Source organism: Streptococcus sp. V919, from assembly GCF_054353475.1.
On sequence record NZ_JBTHHY010000001.1, the window covers coordinates 162,816 to 185,566 of the forward strand.

Below are 22,751 nucleotides of genomic sequence, written 5' to 3' on the forward strand. Positions count from 1 at the left end.
GAGTGCGCTTTCTTTCTATAATAGTAAAGAATGCTCTCGCTGTCAAGCAAGAACATTCTTTTGTATGTGAGGAACTAGTCGTTTGACTCGACCGTTTCTATTTTATTTTTGGACTTAATCACGATTTTACCTTTACTTGTCATGACAGCCTTGAGGTCTTTTTCACTTGGATTTTCAAGGTAGTAGTCTGTAATTGCATCTTCGATATAGTCTTGGATGGTACGACGGAGTGGACGAGCTCCCATTTTTGGATCGTAACCAAGGTCTACAAGTTTTTCTTTGACCTTTTCTGTGACATCAAGATGGATATTATTGCTTGAGAGTCGTTTATTCACATCATCTAGCATGAGGTCAACGATTTGAAGGAGATTTTCCTTGCTGAGAGCCTTGAATTCGATAATGCCGTCAAAACGGTTCATGAATTCTGGGCTAAAGAAGTTGCCTAATTCTCCAAGGACAGAGTTGGTACGACCTTCTCGAGCAGCACCAAATCCAACGCTAGCTTCTGCCTTACCTGTACCTGCATTTGAGGTCATGATAATGATGGCGTCCTTGAAGCTAACTGTACGCCCTTGCCCATCAGTCAAACGGCCGTCGTCCAAGACTTGAAGGAACATATGCATAACATCTGGATGGGCTTTTTCAACCTCATCTAAGAGGATCAGTGAGTAGGGGTTGCGACGGACTTTCTCAGTCAATTGACCAGCTTCGTCATAGCCGACGTATCCTGGAGGAGCACCGACGAGTTTAGCAACACTGTGTTTTTCCATGTATTCACTCATATCAAAGCGAATCATGCTATCAGCAGAACCAAAAAGCTCAATAGCTAGTTGTTTAGACAGTTCTGTTTTACCGACACCAGTAGGACCAACAAAGAGGAAGCTACCAATTGGACGGTTTGGTGTTCCAAGCCCAACACGGTTACGGCGGATAGCCTTAGCAATCTTATCAACTGCATCATCTTGACCAATGACATGAGCCTTGAGGTCGTCTGCTAGATTGATCAGTTGAGACTGTTCTTTTTCTTTAAGGTCGCCAACTGGAATATTGGTTTTCTGTTCAATAATGTGTTCAATCGTCTTTTCACTGATGACTGGAGTATCCTGATCCGTTACCTTGGTCTTTTGCATTTCCTTATATTTGGCAATCTGGTCACGGAAGTAGGCTGCTTTCTCAAAATCTTCGTCTCGAGTTGCTTGAGCCTTGAGATTTTCCGCTTCGATTAAGCGTTGGTCGATGACCTTAGGATCCACAAAATTCAAGGTTAAGTTCATTTTTGAACCAGCTTCATCTAGAAGGTCAATAGCCTTATCTGGCAAGAAACGATCTTGGATATAGCGGTTAGAGAGAGTAGCAGCCGCTTCGATAGCCCCGTCAGTATAATGAACGTGGTGGTAATCTTCGTATTTCTTTTGAATACCTTTGAGGATAGTAATAGTTTCTTCCACTGTTGGTTCATCAACCTTGACAGGTTGCATGCGTCGTTCGAGAGCAGCATCTTTTTCAATGATGCGGTATTCATTGAGAGTAGTAGCACCAACAAGTTGAAGTTCGCCACGAGCAAGAGCTGGTTTCAGGATATTTCCTGCATCCATATTTCCTTCTCCAGCAGAACCAGCACCGACAATCTCATGAATTTCGTCGATAAAGAGGATGATGTCCTCGCGTTTACGGATTTCCTCCATGAGTTTTTGCATGCGTTCTTCGAATTGACCACGAACACCAGTACCTTGGACAAGACTTACTACATCTAAACGGATGACTTCTTTGCCTTGGAGTTTATGGGGAACATCACCGTCTACAATTTTCTGTGCTAAGCCTTCGACAACTGCTGTCTTACCAACACCAGGCTCCCCAATCAGTACTGGGTTGTTTTTGGTTCTACGGTTGAGAATTTCAATAACGCGGATGATTTCTTCGTCACGACCAATTACAGGGTCGATATTTCCACGACGGGCAATCTCAGTAACATTGATACCATATTCATCCAAGAGTCCTTTTTCTTGGCTAGGAGGAGGTGTTTGAGCTGGTCCACGATTTTGGGAACCATAGCCACCATTACCGCCGTATCCACCACCTGACTGAGTAGGGGGAGTGTTGTTATTATTAGAAGATGGTCTAAAGTTATTCAGATCGTTAAAGAAGTCTCCAAATGGATCAAAATCACGATTGTTTAAATCTGTAATGCCTTTGAATAAGCTATTGTTAGGATCTGTTTTGATAATTTTGTAGCAATTTTGGCAAAGATCGATTTGCTTTTGTTGCCCATTAAGATTAGTGTAAAGATGGATTGTTGAGTCATTGATTTTACAATTTTGACAGAGCATACCTCTACCTCGTTTCTTTCTTGGCTTTGACTAAAATAGAAAGGTCAAAAATAGTCAAAGTTCTTTAGTCTCATTATATCATGATTAAAGGGGAAAGCAAGCAAAAAGATTGCTTGTTACAATTCATGATAAAATGCTAATATAGTTGTTTAATGATAAAAAGAAAAATCCCATTTGTCATGCAAAAAGGATTTTCATTGGTCAAAGCAGGAGTACTCTCCAGCCCATATTCAACTATTAGTATAAAAGTTCGTAGATTTCCATCGCAATAAGATCGATGCTATCAAATGTATATGTTTCACGAGCTTCAACGTCACGAAGTGTAAAGAGTGGTCCGTTTTCTTCGTCGTGGTTAAAAGCAACCTCTGCGACAACAACTCCTTCGCGTTCAAAGTTACGTTTTAAGTTACCACCATCTTTTGTCATTGCTTCTAAGCGATTGATGATTCTAACCAAATGTGATTCCATTTTGATTCTCCTCCATTTCTTATCTTTACTATTTTACCATAAACAGACTCTACTTGACTAGAAAAAAACTAAGATTTCTCGCTATTTCTATCGTCTTTGAAAAATTATTGAAAATATTAGGAGAAAATGTTGCATTTTTATGCAAAATATGTTATCCTTATACAAGTTTTAAGTTTAAATATTAAAAACAGAAAGTAGAGTATCCATGAATTTTTCTTTTTTACCAAAATATCTACCATATTTTAACTATGGTGCCGTTGTAACAATTATCATATCTATCTTGGTGGTCTTCTTGGGGACTATTCTAGGAGTGCTGTTGGCCTTTGCACAACGTTCAAAGTTTAAACCGCTTGCCTGGTTTGCTAATCTATATATCTGGGTTTTCCGTGGGACTCCAATGATGGTGCAGATTATGATTGCTTTTGCCTTAATGCATATTAGTGCTCCGACTATTCAAATCGGGATTTTAGATGTTGATCTTACTCGTTTGATTCCAGGGATTTTGATTATCTCTATGAATAGTGGTGCCTATGTATCAGAAACAGTTCGTGCTGGGATTAATGCAGTGCCAAAGGGACAACTAGAAGCAGCGTATTCACTAGGTATTCGTCCTAAAAATGCTATGCGCTATGTTATTTTGCCACAGGCTATCAAGAATATTTTACCAGCCTTGGGGAATGAGTTTATTACCATTATCAAGGATAGCTCGCTCTTGTCAGCTATCGGGGTTATGGAGTTGTGGAATGGAGCTACTACAGTATCAACAACCACTTACCTGCCTTTAACTCCGCTCTTATTTGCAGCCTTTTACTACTTGATTATGACCTCTATCTTGACGCTTGCCTTGAAAGCTTTTGAAAATCGTATGGGACAAGGAGATAAGAAATAATGACTGAAACGCTAATTAAAATTGAAAACCTTCATAAAAGCTTTGGAAAGAATGAAGTTTTAAAAGGGATTGATCTTGAAATTAAAAAAGGGGAAGTAGTGGTCATTATTGGACCATCTGGTAGTGGTAAGTCAACCCTCCTTCGCTCTATGAATCTTCTCGAAGAAGCTACTAAAGGAAAGGTTATCTTTGAAGGTGTAGACATTACGGATAAGAAAAACGACCTCTTTGCCATGCGTGAAAAGATGGGAATGGTTTTCCAACAATTTAATCTCTTCCCAAATATGACAGTCATGGAAAATATTACACTTTCTCCGATTAAGACTAAGGGAGAAAGTAAGGAAGTGGCTGAGAAGAGAGCGCATGAGCTCTTAGAAAAGGTTGGTTTACCAGATAAGGCAGATGCTTATCCACAAAGCTTGTCGGGCGGTCAACAACAGCGGATCGCTATCGCCCGTGGTTTAGCCATGGAGCCAGATGTTTTACTATTTGATGAACCAACTTCTGCTCTAGACCCAGAAATGGTAGGAGAAGTACTAGCAGTTATGCAAGAACTTGCTCAGTCAGGAATGACTATGGTTATCGTAACTCATGAAATGGGCTTTGCTCGTGAGGTGGCAGATCGTGTCATCTTTATGGCTGATGGTGTTGTTGTTGAAGACGGAACTCCAGAGCAAGTCTTTGAACAAACCCAAGAACAAAGAACCAAGGATTTCTTGAGTAAGGTTTTGTAAAATACTGTTTATTAGAAAAGCTCCAAGGGGGCTTTTTCTTATAGTTTCAGACTATAGGGTATCTTAGGTAAGAAGTGTTAGAAGGTCGAGCGATTTTTTGTTATAATAGAAAATATTTGTTAGAAAAGAGAAAATACATGACACAGATTATTAATGGAAAGGCTTTGGCAGCCAAGCTACAGGGACAGTTGGCTGAAAAAACAGCCAAGTTAAAGAAAGAGACAGGTTTGGTTCCAGGCTTGGTCGTTATTTTAGTCGGAGAAAATACAGCCAGCCAAGTTTACGTACGCAACAAGGAACGTTCAGCTATCGCAGCAGGTTTTCAAAGTGAAGTTGTGCGAGTTCCGGAGACCATTACACAAGATGAATTGTTGGAGTTGATTGCTACATACAATCAAGATCCAGCTTGGCATGGGATTTTGGTCCAGCTTCCATTACCAAAACACATCGATGAAGAAGCTGTTTTACTAGCTATTGACCCTGAAAAGGATGTAGATGGCTTTCATCCGCTCAATATGGGGCGTCTTTGGTCTGGTCACCCAGTTATGATCCCTTCAACTCCTGCTGGAATTATGGAAATGTTCCATGAGTATGGGATTGAGTTAGAAGGTAAAAATGCAGTTGTTATTGGTCGTTCAAATATCGTTGGGAAACCCATGGCCCAGTTGCTCTTGGCTAAGAATGCAACGGTAACTTTGACCCACTCTCGCACCCACAATCTAGCCCAAGTAGCTTCTAAAGCCGATATTCTTGTAGTAGCAATCGGTCGTGCTAAGTTCGTGACTGCTGATTTTGTCAAACCTGGAGCTGTTGTCATTGATGTGGGGATGAACCGAGATGAAAATGGCAAGCTTTGTGGAGATGTTGACTATGATGCTGTTGCACCAGTCGCTAGCCATATCACACCTGTACCTGGTGGAGTTGGGCCTATGACCATTACCATGCTAATGGAACAGACTTATCAGGCTGCTTTAAGAACGCTGGATAAAGATTAGGTTTACTATGAAAAATAGTTGAGATAGTAATATCTCGGCTTTTTATTTGCTGTAATGATACTTCTATCTATTATTTTGTAGTATAATGAGAGATAAGAAGTAGTAAGGAAGTAATAATAATGAAGGAAATTGATCAAGCTCTTCTGAAAAAAGTTATTATTGAACGTCCTCGTTCTAGTCATAAGGGAGACTACGGGCGTCTTCTCTTGATTGGAGGGGCTTATCCCTATGGGGGAGCCATTATTATGGCTGCCTTAGGGGCTGTTAAAAGTGGCGCAGGCTTGGTTACAGTAGCAACGGATAAAGAGAATATTCCAGCGCTACATAGCCATTTGCCTGAGGCTATGGCTTTTGCTCTTGACGATAAGCAATTACTGGAGCAACAGTTAGAGAAAGCGAATGTTGTCTTAGTTGGCCCTGGACTAGTGGATGATGAGCGAGGAGAGGAGCTAATTAAAACAGTCTTTCATCATTCAAATCAAGACCAGACTCTCATACTGGATGGTGGTGCCCTATCTATTTTTGCTAAGAGGGGGATGAAATTTCCTAAAGCCCACCTTGTTTTAACTCCACATCAAAGGGAATGGCAAGTCTTGTCAGGCTTAGATTTGACTTCTCAAGGAGCTGAGGAAACAGGAGAGGCTTTGATGAGTTTTCCTTCAGGAACGATTTTGGTTCAAAAAGGTCCTGCGACTCGAATCTGGCAAGCTGGTCAAGATGATTTTTATCAGTTAGAGGTTGGGGGTCCTTATCAGGCGACTGGGGGTATGGGGGATACTCTGGCTGGGATGATCGCTGGCTTTGTAGGTCAATTTCACCAAGTTAGTCTCTATGAAAGAGTGACAGTAGCGACATATCTGCATTCAGCAATTGCCCAAGAACTAGCTGAGGACAATTATGTAGTTCTGCCAACCACGATTAGTCAACATATTCCTGCATTCATGAAGAAAATACAAAAAGACACCTGAATTTTTCAGGTGTCTTTTGACTATTAGAAGAGGCCTTTGACCTTATCTACAAGACCGTCAAGCCCTTCTGAGCCTGAAACCAATGCTTGCGCTTGGCTAAGTTAGTCCCCTAGTTGATCCTTGTTTTCTTCAACAAAGGTTTTTGCTGCAGAAAAATCTTTTTTCTCGACGAGTTCTTTTACTTGATTAAACAAATCCAATGGGTTCATGAATTTCCTCCTTTTCTACCATTTTATTCAATCATTTTTGTTTAAATCTTGCAAGAAACTTGACTCTTCAAATAAAGTTCATGGGTGTCAAATGGTGTAAATTTTGATATAATTTTTAGTGATGAATTTTAGAAATGATCGGTATGTGGTTGTAGATTTAGAAGCAACAAGTACCGGAAGCAAGGCAAAAATCATCCAAGTGGGAATTGTAGTCATTGAAGATGGTGAGATTGTTGAGCGATATGCCACTGATATCAATCCGCATGAACACTTGGATTCTCATATCAAAGAATTAACGGGTTTGACTGATAAGCGTTTAGCAAAGGCACCAGAGTTTTCCCAGGTAGCTGGAAAGATTTTTGAGTTGGTCAAAGACGGTATTTTTGTTGCGCACAATGTTCAGTTCGATGCCAATTTGTTGGCAGAATTCCTATTTTTTGAAGGTTATGAATTACGCACCCCTCGTATCGATACGGTTGAGTTGGCTCAAGTCTTTTTCCCTCAGCTTGAAAAGTATAATCTTGGAATTCTCTGCCAAGAGTTGGGAATTCCCTTGGAGCAAGCTCACACAGCCTTATCAGATGCCCAAGCAACGGCAGAACTCTTTCTTTGTATGAGACAAAAGATGTTTCAACTTCCAAAAGGTTTGTTGGAGCGCTTATTAAGTCTGGCTGATAGCTTATTGTACGAATCATACATGGTCATCGAGGAAGTTTATCAGAAACAGTCTCTCTTAGTTGAACATGACTTGGTCGAGGTGCAAGGTCTATTTTTGAGAAAAGAAAAATCAGCCCTTTCTCCACGAAAACTATCTAAAGATTTCCAAACCAATATTGCCTTGTTGGGGTTGGAGGAGAGAAACTTGCAAGAACGCTTCGCACAAAAGGTTCAAGAGTGCTTGCAAGGGGAAGACATTTCTTTTATTCAGGCTCAAACTGGGATTGGAAAAACCTATGGCTATCTCCTGCCAGCCTTGTCTCTTGAGAATGAAAGTGGGATCCTACTTAGTGTTCCAACTAAAATCCTTCAAAATCAGGTAATGCATGAGGAGGCTAAAAAACTCGAAGAGATTTTCCATATCTCTATTCATAGTCTCAAAGGACCACAGAATTACTTGAAGTTAGATGCCTTTCATGCAGTGCTAGAGGAAGAAGAATCCAATCGTTTGTATACGCGTTTCAAGATGCAACTCCTAGTTTGGCTGACTGAGACAGATACTGGAGACTTAGACGAAATTGGTCAGCTTTATCGCTACCAGCAATTTTTACCAAACTTGGTGCATGATGGAAATCTTCACAAAGATTCTCTCTTTTGGTTAGAGGATTTTTGGAGACGTGGTCAGGAAAAAGCGCGTTCTTGTAAGTTGCTAGTGACCAATCATGCTTACCTCGTTACTCGACTTGAAGATGATCCGAGTCTTTTAGAGGGACGTTTCTTGATTTTGGATGAATCCCAGAAAATCTTGTTGACCTTGGAAAATCTTTCTCGAAAATCTTATTTGCTTACAGATTTGCTAGAACAATTAGATCAAGCTCTATCTAAAGAAGAAGGCATGCTTGAAAGACGCTTGCTAGAGAGTGTTCGTTTTGAGCTTTCTTATCTGCTGGAGCAGTTTCTATCTGGCAAACGTAAGATGTGCCCAGCTAGTAGCATTGATAAGCTCCAACAGGATTTTTCAGAGTTGAATCTTCCAGAATTTAAAGACTATCAGAGATTTTTCTCGTCTGAAGGAGAATTTTGGTTATCAGTTTCAGAACTCTCTAGTAAAAAAATCGAGATTACTTCTAGTCGCGATCAGCGTTTGTTATTTTCTCAGATATTTCCAGAATCCTGCCAGCTTCTCGGAATCTCTGCAACCCTAGAAATTAGTAGCAGAGTTTCTTTGCCAGAATTGTTAGGATTCCCGCAAGCAAATATTTATTACCAAGATGAACAGTTTCAGGAAAATCAGGAAATTTTCTTGGTGAATGATTTTCCATTGGTGACTGAAGTTTCGCTTGAGGAATATGCACAAGCAGTTGTGGAAGTTCTAGAAGATTTGTCCTACCTGGAAGAACCGATTTTAGTCTTATTTACTGCAAAAGATTTATTGCTGCAGGTATCTGATACTTTAAGAATTCCCCATTTAGCTCAATATAAGCATGGGGAACCAGCTCAATTGAAAAAACGCTTTGAAAAAGGAGAGCGTGAGCTCTTACTTGGTGCGGGGAGTTTCTGGGAAGGAGTCGATTTTTCCAGACATCCTCGGGTGATTGAAGTGGTGACACGTTTGCCTTTCCAAAATCCAGAGGATCCATTTACCAAAAAGATGAATCAAGAACTCCGTCTTGAAGGGAAGAACCCTTTTTATGATTACCAACTTCCTATGGCGATTATTCGTCTCAAGCAAGCGATAGGTAGGACCATGCGCCGAGTTGGTCAACGCTCCGCAGTTTTGATTTTAGACAGCCGCATGTCAAGCAAACGATATGGCAAGCAAATCAGCAAGGCCTTGTCTCGCACTAGTCGAGTAAGGAATATTAGCCGAGAGCAAGTGTTTGTCAACGTTCAAGAATTTTTAAATAAACAATGAAATGAATATCAGAAAGAATGAAGGAGGCCATTATGAAACGTTCATTCGACTCTAGGGTCGATTATAGTTTAATATTACCAGTGTTTTGTTTGTTGGTAATTGGAGTTGTAGCGATTTATATAGCAGTTAGTCATGACTACCCAAACAATGTTTGGCCTATACTTGGACAACAACTGGCTTGGATAGCACTTGGGATTATCTTTAGTTTTGTAGTTATGTTTTTTAACACCAAGTTTTTATGGCAGTCTACCCCCTATCTATATGGTCTTGGTCTAGCCTTGATGGTCTTACCCTTGGTTTTTTATAATCCAAGTTTAGTGGCTGCAACAGGTGCTAAAAACTGGGTATCAATCGGTGGTTATACACTTTTTCAACCGTCTGAATTCATGAAGATATCTTACATCTTGATGCTAGCTTATGTGATTGTAACTTTCACTAAAAAGTACAAGGACAAAGCACGTACCATCGGTTTAGATTTCCTTTTGATTCTTTGGATGATTGTTTTCACGATTCCGGTTCTAGTGTTACTAGCCTTACAAAGTGACCTTGGAACGGCAATGGTTTTTGTTGCGATCTTTGCAGGTCTTGTCTTGTTGTCAGGTGTTTCTTGGAAGATTATCATCCCAGTCTTTGTAACAGTTGTATCAGCCATTACAGGATTTTTAGCCATCTTCATTACAAAGGATGGGCGTGCCTTTATGCACCAACTTGGTATGCCGACTTATCAGATTAATCGTATCTTGGCTTGGCTCAATCCCTTTGATTATGCTCAAACAACTACCTATCAACAGGCTCAAGGTCAAATTGCCATCGGTAGTGGGGGAGTATTTGGCCAAGGCTTTAACGTGTCCAATCTCCTCATCCCAGTCCGTGAGAGTGACATGATCTTCACAGTTATCGCTGAAGATTTTGGTTTTATAGGTTCAGTAGTAGTGATTGCACTCTATCTACTCCTCATCTATCGTATGTTAAAGATTACTCTGAAATCTAACAATCAATTTTATACTTATATCTCCACTGGATTTATCATGATGCTCTTGTTCCACATCTTTGAGAACATTGGTGCCGTCACAGGACTCCTTCCTCTTACGGGGATTCCTTTGCCCTTTATTTCCCAAGGGGGATCAGCCATTATCAGTAATCTCATCGGTGTCGGTCTTCTTTTATCGATGAGCTACCAAACACATCTCGCCGATGAAAAGAGTGGTCGAACAAGATTTAAACGTAAAAAAGTTGTACTGAAGAAAGTGAAATAAGGAGGTCGCTATGCCTAAAGTTGCAGTTATCCTAGCAAATGGCTTTGAAGAAATTGAAGCCTTGACTGTCGTAGACGTCTTGCGTCGCGCAAATATCACCTGCCATATGGTCGGATTTGGTGAAGAAGTGACAGGTTCACATGCCATTCAAGTTCAAGCCGATCGAGTGTTTGATGGAAATTTATCAGAGTATGATATGATTGTCCTTCCAGGAGGTATGCCTGGCTCTGCCCACTTGCGGGACAATGAACAATTGATCACTGAACTTCAAAAATTTGAGAAAATCGGTAAAAAGGTAGCAGCCATCTGTGCGGCTCCAATTGCATTGAATCAGGCAGGTCTACTAGAAGGTAGAAACTTCACCTGCTATGATGGAGTCCAGGAACAAATTGCTAACGGCCACTACCATAAAGAAATAGTAGTAGTGGATGGGAATGTTATCACTAGCCGTGGGCCAGCAACAGCTTTAGCCTTTGCTTACCACTTGGTTGAAACACTGGGCGGAGATGCTGAATCTCTAAGAAATGGCATGCTCTACACAGACCTATTTGAAAAATAATGAACAAATTGAGGAGAATCTTTCTTGATGGAGAAGATTCTTCTCTTTTTTAAGGTCAAAACCAAGGTAAACATCGCATTTTTTATAAAAAAATGGTATAATGAAGGGTATGAAATATCACGATTACATCTGGGATTTAGGTGGAACCCTGCTTGATAATTATGAAACTTCTACAGCAGCTTTTGTAGAAACATTAGCAGAGTTTGGGATTGAGCAGGAGCACGACAGTGTCTACGAAGCTTTGAAGGTTTCGACTGCCTTTGCCATCGAAAAGTATGCTCCAGGTATTGAAAACTTTCTTGAGAAATATAAAGAAAATGAAGCCCGCGATCTTGAACACCCAGTATTGTTTGATGGGATTCCTGCGCTCTTGGAAGAAATATCAGACCAAGGTGGCCGTAATTTCTTGGTTTCTCATCGAAATGATCAGGTATTGGAGATTCTTTCAAAAACAAAGATAGCACCATACTTTACAGAAGTAGTGACAGCTAGTTCAGGATTTAAACGTAAACCAAATCCTGAATCGATGATTTATTTACGTGATAAGTATCAAATTACATCTGGTCTGGTCATTGGTGACCGTGCTATTGATGTAGAGGCAGGACTTGCTGCAGGCTTAGATGCCTATCTCTTTGAGAACGTTGTAGCGTTAAAACAAGCAATAGACATGTAAGAAAAAGGGGAAACATGACAGAAGATATTAAAAACCAACAGGCACAAGATTATGATGCCAGTCAAATTCAAGTTTTGGAAGGTCTGGAAGCTGTTCGTATGCGTCCAGGTATGTACATTGGTTCAACTTCGAAAGAGGGTCTTCACCACCTAGTCTGGGAAATCGTAGATAACTCTATCGACGAAGCCTTGGCTGGATTCGCTAGTCATATCGAAGTTTTTATTGAACCAGATGATTCAATTACAGTTATTGACGATGGTCGTGGGATTCCAGTTGATATCCAGGAAAAAACAGGTCGTCCTGCCGTTGAAACAGTCTTTACTGTTCTTCACGCCGGAGGTAAATTCGGCGGTGGCGGATACAAGGTATCTGGTGGTCTCCACGGTGTAGGTTCATCCGTTGTAAATGCTCTTTCAACTCAGTTGGATGTTCGCGTTCACAAAAACGGAAAAATTCATTACCAAGAATACCGTCGTGGACATGTTGTGGCTGACCTAGAGGTAATTGGGGATACAGATAAAACAGGAACAATCGTTCACTTTACTCCAGACCCAGAAATTTTCACAGAGACAACAACATTTGACTTTGACAAATTAAATAAACGGATTCAAGAGTTAGCCTTCTTGAATCGTGGGCTTCAAATCTCTATCACTGACAAACGTGAAGGACTAGAGCAGACTAAGCATTATCACTATGAAGGTGGGATTGCGAGCTACGTTGAGTACCTCAACGAAAATAAGGATGTTATCTTTGATACACCAATCTACACAGATGGAGAAATGGATGATATTACAGTGGAAGTCGCCATGCAGTACACAACGGGTTACCACGAGAATGTCATGAGTTTCGCCAACAATATTCATACCCATGAAGGTGGAACACATGAACAAGGTTTCCGTACAGCCTTAACTCGTGTCATCAATGACTATGCTCGTAAAAACAAACTTCTAAAAGATAACGAAGATAACCTAACAGGTGAGGATGTCCGTGAAGGATTGACAGCCGTTATCTCTGTAAAGCATCCAAACCCTCAGTTTGAAGGGCAAACGAAAACTAAACTTGGGAATAGTGAAGTTGTCAAGATTACCAACCGCTTGTTCAGTGATGCATTTTCTGACTTCCTTTTGGAAAATCCACAGATTGCTAAGCGCATCGTAGAAAAAGGTATCCTAGCAGCTAAGGCTCGTGTGGCAGCAAAACGTGCACGAGAAGTGACTCGTAAGAAATCAGGTTTAGAAATTTCAAATCTACCAGGGAAACTAGCTGACTGTTCATCAAATAATCCAGCTGAAACGGAACTCTTTATCGTCGAAGGAGACTCAGCGGGAGGTTCTGCAAAATCAGGGCGTGACCGTGAATTTCAAGCTATCTTGCCTATTCGTGGGAAAATCCTTAACGTTGAAAAGGCAAGTATGGATAAAATTCTTGCCAATGAAGAAATCCGTAGCCTTTTCACAGCTATGGGAACAGGATTTGGTGCAGAGTTTGATGTCAGCAAGGCTCGATACCAAAAACTGGTTATCATGACTGATGCCGATGTCGATGGAGCTCACATTCGTACCCTCTTATTAACTCTGATTTATCGCTATATGAAACCTGTTTTAGAGGCAGGCTATGTTTATATCGCTCAACCACCTATTTACGGTGTTAAAGTTGGTAGTGAGATTAAAGAATATATTCAGCCAGGTGTAGACCAAGAGACTCGCTTGCAAGAAGCTTTGGCTCGCTACAGTGAAGGTCGTTCAAAACCAACCATTCAACGTTATAAAGGTCTTGGAGAAATGGATGACCACCAACTTTGGGAAACTACTATGAATCCTGAACATCGCCTTATGGCCCGTGTATCAGTGGATGACGCTGCTGAAGCAGATAAAATTTTTGATATGCTTATGGGTGATCGAGTAGAACCACGTCGTGAATTTATCGAAGAAAACGCTGTGTACAGTACTCTTGACGTTTAAAAAAATTAGGAAATAGTTCCCAAGGCTTTAAAAATATGATATAATCATTACAATTGTGTCAAGTATAAAAGGAGTTAGATATGACAGATAATCAGTTGATTATTACCTTGATTGGAATCGCAGTTCTGCTTCTTATTGCCTTTGCAGTAGCAATTTTGCTTCGTAAACGTAATGAGAGTAGACTTGCAGCTTTAGAAGAAAGAAAAGAAGAACTATATAATCTCCCCGTTAATGATGAGGTAGAGGTTGTTAAAAACATGCATCTGATTGGTCAAAGTCAGGTTGCTTTTAGAGAATGGAACCAAAAATGGGTTGATTTATCTCTTAACTCATTTGCGGATATTGAGAATAACCTCTTTGAAGCTGAAGGTTACAATAGCTCATTCCGTTTCTTGAAGGCTAAACACCAAATTGATCAAATTGAGAGTCAAATCGAACTCGTAGAAGAGGACATCGCAGCCATCCGTAATGCTTTGTCAGATTTGGAAAAACAAGAATCAAAAAATAGCGGACGCGTATTGCATGCCTTAGACTTGTTTGAAAAACTACAAAATACTGTAGCCGAAGATTCTGAAAAATATGGTCAAGCTCTTCCAGAAATTGAAAAACAATTGGAGAATATTCAATCTGAGTTTTCTCAATTTGTAACCTTGAACTCTTCAGGTGACCCAGTTGAAGCAGCAGGTATTTTGGATAACGCAGAAAATCATATTCTTGCGTTGACACATATCGTTGAAAGAATTCCAGCGATTGTGGCTAAACTTACTACTGAGTTGCCAGATCAACTTGAAGATTTAGAAGCAGGATATCGTAAACTCTTAGATGAGAACTACCATTTTGTAGAAACTGATATCGAATCACGACTTCAACTTCTATATGAAGCCTTGAAAAACAATCACGAGAATATTCGTAAGTTAGAATTGGATAACGCAGAGTATGAAAATACTCAAATCCAAGAAGAAATCAATGCGCTTTATGATATTTTCACTCGTGAAATTAACGCTCATAAAGCTTTCGAGAAATTGGTAACAACCCTACCTACATATCTTCAACACTTGAAAGAAAACAATCAAGTCTTGGTTAAAGATATCGAACGTCTTGGTAAAACTTACTTGATTTCAGAAAGCGATGTGAATCGAGTTCGTCGCCTTCAAGCAGATATTTCTGCCTTGAATACTACAATTGAGGAATTGACAAACGACCAATCAGAAGTTTCAGAAGCATACTCTGTCTTGCAAGAACGTTTGGAAAATCTCCAATCTACATTGAAAGATATTGAAGATGACCAAATCGGTGTCAGCGAACGCCTTGTTCAGATTGAAAAAGATGACATCAATGCTCGTCAAAAAGCAAATGTATACGTCAACCGTCTACATACCATTAAACGCTATATGGAGAAGAGAAATCTTCCAGGGATTCCACAAAAATTCTTGAAGCTCTTCTTTGATGCAAGTCACAGTACAGAAGACTTAATGGCTGAGTTGGAACAAGCACAAGTGAATATCGAATCTGTCAATCGTATTCTTGAGATTGCGACAAATGATATGAATATGTTGGAAGAAGAAACATACAGTATTGTTCAAAATGCAACATTGACAGAACAATTGCTTCAATATTCTAACCGTTACAGATCATTTGATGATCGTATTCAACAAGCTTTCCAAGAAGCTTTGTATATCTTTGAAACGACCTTTGATTACCAAGCATCTTTCGAAAAAATCTCTCAAGCATTAGAAGTTGCAGAGCCAGGAGTAACCAACCGTTTTGTTACTTCTTATGAGAAAACAAGAGAAAGTATTCGCTTCTAATTTTAAAAAGAACCCTAGAATGTGCTAGGGTTCTTTTACTTTTCTTTTCCTATTAAAAATGACTTTCTTCTGTGTTTTCATTGAAATTATAGCTCTGATTTGATATGATAAAACTATGACAAAAAAGAGATTACTCCAGAATAAAGTAAAGAAGAAAAATAATAAAAAGCTTGGCACTCTTGTCTTGCTTTTATTTATAACAATGTTAGCACTTGGCAGTGTAATTACCTATAAAGTGATGAGTAAACATGCTTTCGAACAAAAGATTGAAAGTCTCAAGAAGGAAAAAGATGAAGTCTACTCACAAGGCACTCAAAAGGAACATTTTCGCAAGGAAAAATCAGAGATTATCACCTATTATCCAATGGTTGGAGATAGTGTTATCTCCTCTGTTAAGAATGAGATTGTAAAGGATATCACTGACAAAGTAGAAGGAAAAGAACAGTTGATTTTTTATTACCCAGAAAAAGGGGACTCATCTTTAACTGGGGTTGAAAATCGATTGATTAAAAAGCAAGCTTTTAATTTGGTAAATTCGAATGTTGTCGAATTAGAAAATACCACACTCAGTCAGCTTTATCTAAAAGAAGATGGTTCTGTCTTTACACTGGACCAACTTTTCACAGATACAAGCAAAGCTAAGGAAAAATTACTCGAAGATCTTAAGTCTACTCTTCAGGATAAACAAGTTGAGCAATCAGTGGTTGATCAAGTTTCAGCTGATTTATCAGCGGCAGAATTATCAACTTGGAAGTTTGCCTATAAAGATAGCCAATTGGTTCTTTATCCAGTCAAAGCAACTAACAATATAGAAGAAATAGCAATGCCTATTTCAAATTTCTTTGATTTTATTCAAACATCATATCTAACAGAAAAAGATGCTGAACTTTATAAAAAAGTTCAAGAGGAAAAACATAAAAAAGTTGTAGCTCTCACCTTCGACGATGGTCCCGATGGCAATACAACACCACAAGCCTTGGATATTTTAGCTAAGTACAAAATAAAAGCAACCTTCTTTGTACAAGGAAAGAATATTGCAGGCAATGAGTCAATCCTTAAACGTATGCAGTCTGAAGGCCATGAAGTTGGAAACCATAGTTGGAATCATCCAGTTCTAACCAAGCTATCATTGGAAGATGCTAAGAAGCAAATTACGGATACAGAATCAGCAATTACTAGTGTGCTTGGAACAAGTTCAAAATTGATGCGACCTCCATATGGTGCTGTTTCAGATGATATCCGCAACAGCCTGGATTTGAGCTTTATTATGTGGAATGTTGATAGTTTGGACTGGAAGAGCAAGAATGAGGCTGCTATTTTAACTGAGATTCAACGTCAAGCGACAAATGGATCTATCATCCTCATGCATGATATCCATCAAACATCCGTTAACTCATTGCCAAAAGTTATTGAGTATCTGCAAGGACAAGGATATAGCTTTGTGACAGTATCTGAATTGCTAGGTAACCATGTGAAACCACATGAGATTTACTATTCACGGAATCAGTAGAGTCAATACCTAAGGATCTGACTTGAATCAAAATTCCATCGAGAAAAAATAAAAAAGATAAATTTTTATCTTGACAAGTAGGGGAAAACTTGATATCATATACAAGATGAGAAAAGCAGAAGTGAGAACTTCTCGCCTTGCGACTAACGTTGTCTGGCCCCTACAGATCAAGTTTCAGGAATGAAATATAATCATGTAGTGCGGATTTGCGTTAGCAAGTCCGCTCTTGTTTTTCTCTAAACTAAAAAAAGAGGTGAAAACCATAGCAAAGCAAGACTTATTCATCAATGATGAAATTCGTGTACGCGAAGTTCGCTTAATCGGTCTTGAAGGTGAGCAATTGGGTATCAAACCACTAAGCGAAGCGCAAGCACTTGCGGATGAAGCTAACGTGGACTTGGTTCTCATTCAGCCTCAAGCTAAACCTCCTGTTGCGAAAATTATGGACTACGGTAAGTTCAAATTTGAGTACCAGAAGAAACAAAAAGAACAACGCAAAAAACAAAGCGTTGTGACCGTGAAAGAAGTTCGTTTGAGCCCAGTTATCGACAAGGGTGACTTCGAAACTAAACTTCGCAATGCTCGTAAGTTCCTTGAAAAAGGAAACAAAGTAAAGGTATCTATTCGCTTTAAGGGACGTATGATTACCCATAAAGAAATTGGTGCAAAAGTTTTAGCAGACTTCGCTGAAGCAACTCAAGATATTGCTATCATCGAACAACGTGCTAAAATGGATGGTCGTCAAATGTTTATGCAGTTGGCACCAGCAACTGACAAGAAATAATCTGTCAGAAAGTTAAAAAAAGGAGAAAAAATCATGCCAAAACAAAAAACACACCGCGCATCAGCTAAACGTTTCAAACGTACAGGTTCTGGTGGACTTAAACGTTTCCGTGCTTATACATCTCACCGTTTCCACGGAAAAACTAAAAAACAACGTCGTCATCTTCGTAAAGCATCTATGGTGCATGCAGGAGATTTCAAACGTATCAAAGCAATGCTTACTCGCTTGAAATAATCGCGTATTTGTAAGTAAACAATTCTAGGAAATATTTGGAGGAAATATAAATGGCACGTGTTAAAGGTGGCGTTGTATCACGCAAACGTCGTAAACGTATTCTTAAATTAGCTAAAGGTTACTATGGAGCTAAACATATCTTGTTCCGTACTGCAAAAGAACAAGTAATGAACTCTTATTACTATGCATACCGTGACCGTCGTCAAAAGAAACGTGACTTCCGTAAATTGTGGATCACACGTATCAATGCGGCAGCTCGTTTGAACGGACTTTCATACTCACAATTGATGTATGGTTTGAAATTGGCTGAGATCGAAGTTAACCGTAAAATGCTTGCTGACTTGGCTGTTAACGACGCAGCAGCTTTCACAGCTCTTGCAGATGCAGCTAAAGCAAAACTTGGTAAATAATTATTCATAAGACTGGTGCAAGTTTGTTCCAGTCTTTTTTAAACAAAGGAGAAAAAATGGCTTCAAAAATGTTACATACTTGCTTGCGAGTAGAAAATCTTGAAAAATCAATTGCTTTTTACCAAGATGCTTTTGGATTTAAGGAATTGCGTCGTAAGGATTTTCCAGACTATGCTTTTACGATTGTTTATCTAGGTCTTGACGGTGATGACTATGAATTGGAGTTGACTTACAACTATGATCATGGGCCTTATGTTGTAGGTGACGGCTTTGCTCACATCGCTCTAAGTACACCTGACCTTGAAGTTCTTCACAAAGAACATAGCGAAAAAGGTTATGAAGTAACGGAACCTAAAGGGCTTCCAGGTACTCAACCAAACTATTACTTTATCAAAGATCCAGATGGATACAAGGTAGAAGTGATTCGTGAAAAATAATAAAAACTCCTCATTTGTCAAATTGAGCGAGACAATTTCACCTGTCTCAGAAAAACTTGATAGGGAGTAGTGTAGGTCATTTATGTTAGTTTCTTTCAGACAAATGTGAGCGTTTATCTGAGACTAATATAGATGGCTTTTTCTATCTAGCTTAATTTGACAAATTGGGATATAATAAAAATAACTTAACAAATTAGAGGGAGAAAAAGATGTCAGACCAAAAACCAAATGTAGAGCTAAACAAAGAAGAAGATAAACTAATTGTAGAAAATAATTCGGTGGAAGATATGCAGAATGGTCCAAAAGCAGTCAAGAAACCCTCGATTCTTCTATCTTTCTCATTTTATTTGGCTCTTACCTATATTCTTCTATTTATATCTATTGCTTTAGTTGCTGGTCCATGGGGAATTGTATTCTTGATTTTTCTAGGTCCTAATTTAATTGCTTACGCTATAGCAACTGTCTTAACACAGATAGGAATCAAGAAAGTAAATAAAACTGTCTTGTATACAAGTGCAGGATTTTATTTGCTTTCAGGACTTTTGGCATTCGACCCGGATTGGCAGATTTTTAGGATTTTTCCTTTTCTCTCCCTAGTTCTAGTTTTAATCGGTATATTTTTAACGAAAGATACAAGTAATTAAATTAAAAAAGCTAGGCGCAACTCTTCTTCGAACTTATTTCATATCATAAAACCATAGCATTTAAGGCTGTGGTTTTTTAGTTTGATAAGAACAAAAGTATCTGTTTTTCTATTTTTTAAATGGTATAATAGAGAAAGAATAAGGGAGGTGAGAAAGAATGATTGCCCAACTGGATACCAAAACTGTCTATAGTTTCATGGAGAGCATGGTTTCGATTAAGAGATATGTCAGTCAAGGGAAGGAATATGGTTATTCATCACTTGGAATCATGGATGAAGACAATCTCTATGGAGCCTATTATTTTATCAAAGAATGCCAGAAACAGGAGATTCAGCCTTTATTAGGTCTTGAGATGACTGTTCATCATCAAGATGAATGGATCAATCTACGTTTTCTAGCCCTGTCAAATCGTGGCTATCGAAACTTGATGAAGCTGTCGTCTTTAAAGATGACAGGTAAAAAAGATTGGACTGACTTTTCTCCTTACCTGGAGGATATCTGTGTCATTGTTCCCTATTATCCTGAGATTGTTGGCTTAGATTTGGAGCATGGCTATTATATCGGAGTTTATCCAGATACACCTCAATCCAATTTTTCTCACCCCATCCTCCCGCTTTATCGTGTTAATTCTTTCGAACCTGAGGATTTGGAAGCCCTACAGATGCTTAAAGCGATTAAGGAAAACGTGACCTTGAGGGAGGTTGATGTTCAATCTCAACAGGGCTTGTTTTTGCCTGCTGACCGTTTAGAACAGGTTTTTCAGGAGAAGTTTCCACAAGCACTCGAAAACCTAGCAAGATTGACCAAGGGGACTTCCTACGAGATTGATAGTAGTCTCAAGCTTCCTCGTTTTAATCCGGAGAGACCAGCTGTTGAGGAATTAAGGGAGAGAGCTGTTAAGGGCTTGGAGCAAAAAGGCTTGCTAGATTTTGTCTATCAGAATCGTTTAGAAGAAGAGCTATCTGTGATTCATGATATGGGATTCGATGACTATTTTTTAGTTGTCTGGGACCTATTGCGTTTTGGTCGGTCTCAGGGATATTACATGGGAATGGGACGTGGTTCTGCGGTAGGAAGTTTAGTAGCTTACGCTTTAGATATTACAGGGATTGATCCTGTAGCTAAGAATCTCATCTTTGAACGTTTCTTGAATCGAGAACGTTATACCATGCCAGATATCGATATTGATATTCCAGATATCTATCGACCTGAGTTTATTCGTTATGTTCGTGATCGTTATGGTAGTATCCACGCTGCGCAGATTGTCACTTACTCGACCTTTGGTGCTAAGCAGGCCATACGAGATATTTTTAAACGGTATGGTGTCCCTGAGTACGAATTGACGGCCATTACGAAAAAAATAGGATCTAAAGATACTCTTACTACAGCTTATGAAGGCAATCTAGGTTTTAGACAACTTATTCAGAGTAAGATGGAGTACCAAAAGGCTTTTGAAATTGCTAAGAAGATAGAAGGCTATCCTCGACAAACTTCTATCCATGCAGCTGGTGTCGTTATCAGTGATAAAAATCTAACAGATTATATTCCGCTCAAGTATGGAGAGGATATGCTGATTACCCAGTATGATGCCCATGGAGTTGAAGGAAATGGTTTGCTCAAGATGGACTTCTTGGGTCTTCGAAACCTAACCTTTGCTCAAAAAATGCAGGAGCTCTTATATGAAACTCAAGGAATTCAGCTAAGGATTGAGGATATAGACCTTGAGGATAAAGAAACTTTAACCCTCTTTGCAGCTGGCAAAACTAAGGGGATCTTTCAGTTTGAACAACCTGGTGCCATTCGCTTATTGAAGCGCGTGAAACCAGAAAGCTTTGAAGAAGTAGTGGCAACGACTTCCCTCAACAGACCAGGTGCGAGTGACTATATCGATAACTTTGTGGCTCGAAAACATGGTAAAGAAAAGGTGACAGTTCTGGACCCTGTGCTAGAAGATATTTTGGCTCCGACTTATGGCATCATGCTTTACCAAGAACAGGTGATGCAAGTAGCTCAACGCTATGCAGGTTTCAGTCTTGGAAAAGCCGATATCTTGCGTCGTGCTATGGGAAAAAAGAATGCTACCGAGATGCATCGAATGGAGGAGAGTTTTATCCAAGGTGCACTTGAAAATGGGCATAGCAAAGAACAGGCTCAAGAAGTTTTTGCTGTCATGGAAAAATTTGCTGGTTACGGTTTTAACCGTTCGCATGCTTATGCATATGCAGCTTTAGCTTTTCAGCTTGCCTACTTTAAAACACATTACCCTGCTATCTTTTATCAGGTCATGCTCAATTATGCGAGTGGAGATTATATTCTCGATGCGCTTGAACTGGGATTTGAACTGGTTCCTCTTTCGATCAATACAATTCCATATCAGGATAAACTGACAGATAAGACGGTGTATTTGGGGCTTAAAAGTATTAAGGGAATGCCTCGTGACTTTGCTTATTGGATAATCGAGAATCGTCCTTTTAGCAGTGTCGAAGATTTTGTCACACGACTCCCCAAAAATTATCAGAAACTAAGCCTCCTAACTCCTTTAGTAGAAGTTGGCCTCTTTGATGGATTTGATAAAAATCGGCAAAAGATTTTAGCAAATCTACCAACTCTATTTATTTTTGTAGAAGAGTTAGGTAGCCTCTTTGCTGATTCTAGCTATAGCTGGACAGATACAGAGGATTTCTCTAATATTGAAAAATTCAAAAAAGAACAAGAATGGTTAGGAGTTGGAGTTAGTCAACATCCATTGTTGGTCTTAGCAAAGAATCCCTTGTATCCAATTGTGAGTTTGGCTGAACTTTCTGAAGGACAGACAGCCACAGTGCTTGTTGAGGTTCAATCTATCCGAGTGATTCGAACTAAAAAAGGTGAAAATATGGCCTTTTTGAAAGTAAGTGATAGTAAGACAAATTTGGAAGTTACTGTTTTTTCTGATCAGTATCGCCAATTTAAAAATCTCTTACATGAAGGAAGATTTTACTACCTAAATGGAAAAGTACAGGCAAGAGATGGTCGTCTTCAATTAGTGTTAAATAATCTAAAAGAAGCAGTGAGTGAACGTTTTTGGATTCAAGTTGCTAATCATAACCATGATTCTGAAATTTATCATATTTTAGAGCAATACAAGGGACAAATTCCTGTCGTTATTCGCTATGAGGATGAACAAAAAAATGTCCTTTTGCCAGGTTATTTTGTAGCAAAAGACGCAAGCTTACAAGAATCTTTAAGTCAAATGACAATGAAAACGATTTATCGTTAAAAATCAATGAAAATAAAAGAATTTTAACTTTAAATATGGTATAATCAGTTAGAA

19 protein-coding genes, 1 pseudogene and 1 other annotated feature are annotated in these 22,751 nt (G+C 39.2%); of the genes and pseudogenes, 17 read left to right on the forward strand and 3 right to left on the reverse strand.

The genetic code is table 11. The features are described 5' to 3' along the window. Positions 1-74: 74 nt before the first annotated feature. A complete protein-coding gene (locus ACXYSK_RS00830) occupies positions 75-2,327 on the reverse strand; it encodes an ATP-dependent Clp protease ATP-binding subunit (protein ID WP_458624718.1) in 2,253 nt (750 codons plus the stop codon). Positions 2,328-2,564: 237 nt separating this feature from the next. Further along, entirely contained in the window at positions 2,565-2,795 is a 231-nt protein-coding gene (locus ACXYSK_RS00835; protein WP_004253825.1) for a DUF1797 family protein, read from the reverse strand. Positions 2,796-3,000: 205 nt separating this feature from the next. Here ACXYSK_RS00835 and ACXYSK_RS00840 point away from each other — a divergent pair, with 205 nt between their 5' ends. From ACXYSK_RS00840 to ACXYSK_RS00855, 4 genes are all read left to right on the forward strand, one after another. Then, positions 3,001-3,684 carry an amino acid ABC transporter permease gene (locus tag ACXYSK_RS00840; RefSeq protein ID WP_458624719.1) on the forward strand — a complete coding sequence of 228 codons (684 nt, stop codon included), beginning with the start codon at positions 3,001-3,003 and terminating at the stop codon, positions 3,682-3,684. Then, a complete protein-coding gene (locus tag ACXYSK_RS00845; protein WP_458624720.1) occupies positions 3,684-4,418 on the forward strand; it encodes an amino acid ABC transporter ATP-binding protein in 735 nt (244 codons plus the stop codon). The genes ACXYSK_RS00840 and ACXYSK_RS00845 overlap by 1 nt, the downstream gene beginning before the upstream one ends. Positions 4,419-4,555: 137 nt before the next feature. Further along, complete coding sequence (locus ACXYSK_RS00850; RefSeq protein ID WP_458624721.1) at positions 4,556-5,413, forward strand: bifunctional methylenetetrahydrofolate dehydrogenase/methenyltetrahydrofolate cyclohydrolase; 858 nt, start codon at positions 4,556-4,558, stop codon at positions 5,411-5,413. Between the two features lie 119 nt (positions 5,414-5,532). Beyond that, positions 5,533-6,381, forward strand: a complete 849-nt coding sequence (locus ACXYSK_RS00855; protein WP_458624722.1) for an NAD(P)H-hydrate dehydratase — start codon at positions 5,533-5,535, stop codon at positions 6,379-6,381. A gap of 23 nt (positions 6,382-6,404) precedes the next feature. Here the strand turns inward: ACXYSK_RS00855 and ACXYSK_RS00860 are convergent. Continuing rightward, positions 6,405-6,590, reverse strand: a pseudogene (locus ACXYSK_RS00860) (hypothetical protein). A gap of 121 nt (positions 6,591-6,711) precedes the next feature. Here ACXYSK_RS00860 and ACXYSK_RS00865 point away from each other — a divergent pair. From ACXYSK_RS00865 to ACXYSK_RS00925, 13 genes are all read left to right on the forward strand, one after another. Continuing rightward, positions 6,712-9,162, forward strand: coding sequence for a bifunctional DnaQ family exonuclease/ATP-dependent helicase (locus ACXYSK_RS00865; RefSeq protein ID WP_458624723.1), 2,451 nt, complete (start codon positions 6,712-6,714; stop codon positions 9,160-9,162). 32 nt (positions 9,163-9,194) lie between these two features. Then, positions 9,195-10,418: an FtsW/RodA/SpoVE family cell cycle protein gene (locus ACXYSK_RS00870; RefSeq protein ID WP_458624724.1), complete on the forward strand. Its 1,224-nt coding sequence runs from the start codon at positions 9,195-9,197 to the stop codon at positions 10,416-10,418. A 10-nt stretch (positions 10,419-10,428) separates the two neighbouring features. Next, positions 10,429-10,977: a DJ-1 family glyoxalase III gene (locus ACXYSK_RS00875; protein ID WP_458624725.1), complete on the forward strand. Its 549-nt coding sequence runs from the start codon at positions 10,429-10,431 to the stop codon at positions 10,975-10,977. 109 nt (positions 10,978-11,086) lie between these two features. Beyond that, positions 11,087-11,650: an HAD family hydrolase gene (locus tag ACXYSK_RS00880; RefSeq protein ID WP_254726973.1), complete on the forward strand. Its 564-nt coding sequence runs from the start codon at positions 11,087-11,089 to the stop codon at positions 11,648-11,650. A gap of 14 nt (positions 11,651-11,664) precedes the next feature. Continuing rightward, positions 11,665-13,611 carry a DNA topoisomerase (ATP-hydrolyzing) subunit B gene (gyrB, locus tag ACXYSK_RS00885; RefSeq protein ID WP_458624726.1) on the forward strand — a complete coding sequence of 649 codons (1,947 nt, stop codon included), beginning with the start codon at positions 11,665-11,667 and terminating at the stop codon, positions 13,609-13,611. 80 nt (positions 13,612-13,691) lie between these two features. Beyond that, positions 13,692-15,419, forward strand: coding sequence for a septation ring formation regulator EzrA (gene ezrA, locus ACXYSK_RS00890; protein WP_458624727.1), 1,728 nt, complete (start codon positions 13,692-13,694; stop codon positions 15,417-15,419). A 115-nt stretch (positions 15,420-15,534) separates the two neighbouring features. After that, positions 15,535-16,929, forward strand: coding sequence for a peptidoglycan-N-acetylglucosamine deacetylase PgdA (gene pgdA, locus ACXYSK_RS00895; protein WP_458624728.1), 1,395 nt, complete (start codon positions 15,535-15,537; stop codon positions 16,927-16,929). Between the two features lie 107 nt (positions 16,930-17,036). After that, positions 17,037-17,167 (forward strand) — a sequence feature (ribosomal protein L20 leader region). Between the two features lie 15 nt (positions 17,168-17,182). Continuing rightward, positions 17,183-17,713, forward strand: coding sequence for a translation initiation factor IF-3 (gene infC, locus ACXYSK_RS00900; protein WP_006149857.1), 531 nt, complete (start codon positions 17,183-17,185; stop codon positions 17,711-17,713). Between the two features lie 33 nt (positions 17,714-17,746). Continuing rightward, positions 17,747-17,947, forward strand: a complete 201-nt coding sequence (rpmI, locus tag ACXYSK_RS00905) for a 50S ribosomal protein L35 (RefSeq protein ID WP_003003453.1) — start codon at positions 17,747-17,749, stop codon at positions 17,945-17,947. A gap of 50 nt (positions 17,948-17,997) precedes the next feature. Next, positions 17,998-18,357, forward strand: a complete 360-nt coding sequence (rplT, locus tag ACXYSK_RS00910; protein ID WP_458624729.1) for a 50S ribosomal protein L20 — start codon at positions 17,998-18,000, stop codon at positions 18,355-18,357. A gap of 56 nt (positions 18,358-18,413) precedes the next feature. Further along, a complete protein-coding gene (gene gloA, locus ACXYSK_RS00915) occupies positions 18,414-18,794 on the forward strand; it encodes a lactoylglutathione lyase (RefSeq protein ID WP_458624730.1) in 381 nt (126 codons plus the stop codon). Positions 18,795-19,003: 209 nt separating this feature from the next. Beyond that, positions 19,004-19,438 (forward strand): hypothetical protein, encoded by a 435-nt coding sequence (locus tag ACXYSK_RS00920; RefSeq protein ID WP_458624731.1) that lies wholly within the window; start codon positions 19,004-19,006, stop codon positions 19,436-19,438. Between the two features lie 157 nt (positions 19,439-19,595). Continuing rightward, the gene (locus tag ACXYSK_RS00925) at positions 19,596-22,697 is read left to right on the forward strand and encodes a DNA polymerase III subunit alpha (RefSeq protein WP_458624732.1); all 3,102 of its coding nucleotides are present in this window, start codon (positions 19,596-19,598) and stop codon (positions 22,695-22,697) included. Positions 22,698-22,751 lie beyond the last annotated feature (54 nt).

Bases quoted from the DNA above. Each gene is read 5' to 3' on its own strand.
- ACXYSK_RS00880 (WP_254726973.1), top strand. From the start codon at position 11,087: ATGAAATATCACGATTACATCTGGGATTTAGGTGGAACCCTGCTTGAT.
- ACXYSK_RS00925 (WP_458624732.1), top strand. From the start codon at position 19,596: ATGATTGCCCAACTGGATACCAAAACTGTCTATAGTTTCATGGAGAGC.
- ACXYSK_RS00850 (WP_458624721.1), top strand. From the start codon at position 4,556: ATGACACAGATTATTAATGGAAAGGCTTTGGCAGCCAAGCTACAGGGA.
- gloA (WP_458624730.1), top strand. From the start codon at position 18,414: ATGGCTTCAAAAATGTTACATACTTGCTTGCGAGTAGAAAATCTTGAA.
- pgdA (WP_458624728.1), top strand. From the start codon at position 15,535: ATGACAAAAAAGAGATTACTCCAGAATAAAGTAAAGAAGAAAAATAAT.
- ACXYSK_RS00845 (WP_458624720.1), top strand. From the start codon at position 3,684: ATGACTGAAACGCTAATTAAAATTGAAAACCTTCATAAAAGCTTTGGA.
- ACXYSK_RS00835 (WP_004253825.1), bottom strand. From the start codon at position 2,795: ATGGAATCACATTTGGTTAGAATCATCAATCGCTTAGAAGCAATGACA.
- ACXYSK_RS00875 (WP_458624725.1), top strand. From the start codon at position 10,429: ATGCCTAAAGTTGCAGTTATCCTAGCAAATGGCTTTGAAGAAATTGAA.
- ACXYSK_RS00870 (WP_458624724.1), top strand. From the start codon at position 9,195: ATGAAACGTTCATTCGACTCTAGGGTCGATTATAGTTTAATATTACCA.
- gyrB (WP_458624726.1), top strand. From the start codon at position 11,665: ATGACAGAAGATATTAAAAACCAACAGGCACAAGATTATGATGCCAGT.
- ACXYSK_RS00920 (WP_458624731.1), top strand. From the start codon at position 19,004: ATGTCAGACCAAAAACCAAATGTAGAGCTAAACAAAGAAGAAGATAAA.
- rpmI (WP_003003453.1), top strand. From the start codon at position 17,747: ATGCCAAAACAAAAAACACACCGCGCATCAGCTAAACGTTTCAAACGT.
- ACXYSK_RS00840 (WP_458624719.1), top strand. From the start codon at position 3,001: ATGAATTTTTCTTTTTTACCAAAATATCTACCATATTTTAACTATGGT.
- rplT (WP_458624729.1), top strand. From the start codon at position 17,998: ATGGCACGTGTTAAAGGTGGCGTTGTATCACGCAAACGTCGTAAACGT.
- ACXYSK_RS00830 (WP_458624718.1), bottom strand. From the start codon at position 2,327: ATGCTCTGTCAAAATTGTAAAATCAATGACTCAACAATCCATCTTTAC.
- ACXYSK_RS00865 (WP_458624723.1), top strand. From the start codon at position 6,712: ATGAATTTTAGAAATGATCGGTATGTGGTTGTAGATTTAGAAGCAACA.
- ACXYSK_RS00855 (WP_458624722.1), top strand. From the start codon at position 5,533: ATGAAGGAAATTGATCAAGCTCTTCTGAAAAAAGTTATTATTGAACGT.
- ezrA (WP_458624727.1), top strand. From the start codon at position 13,692: ATGACAGATAATCAGTTGATTATTACCTTGATTGGAATCGCAGTTCTG.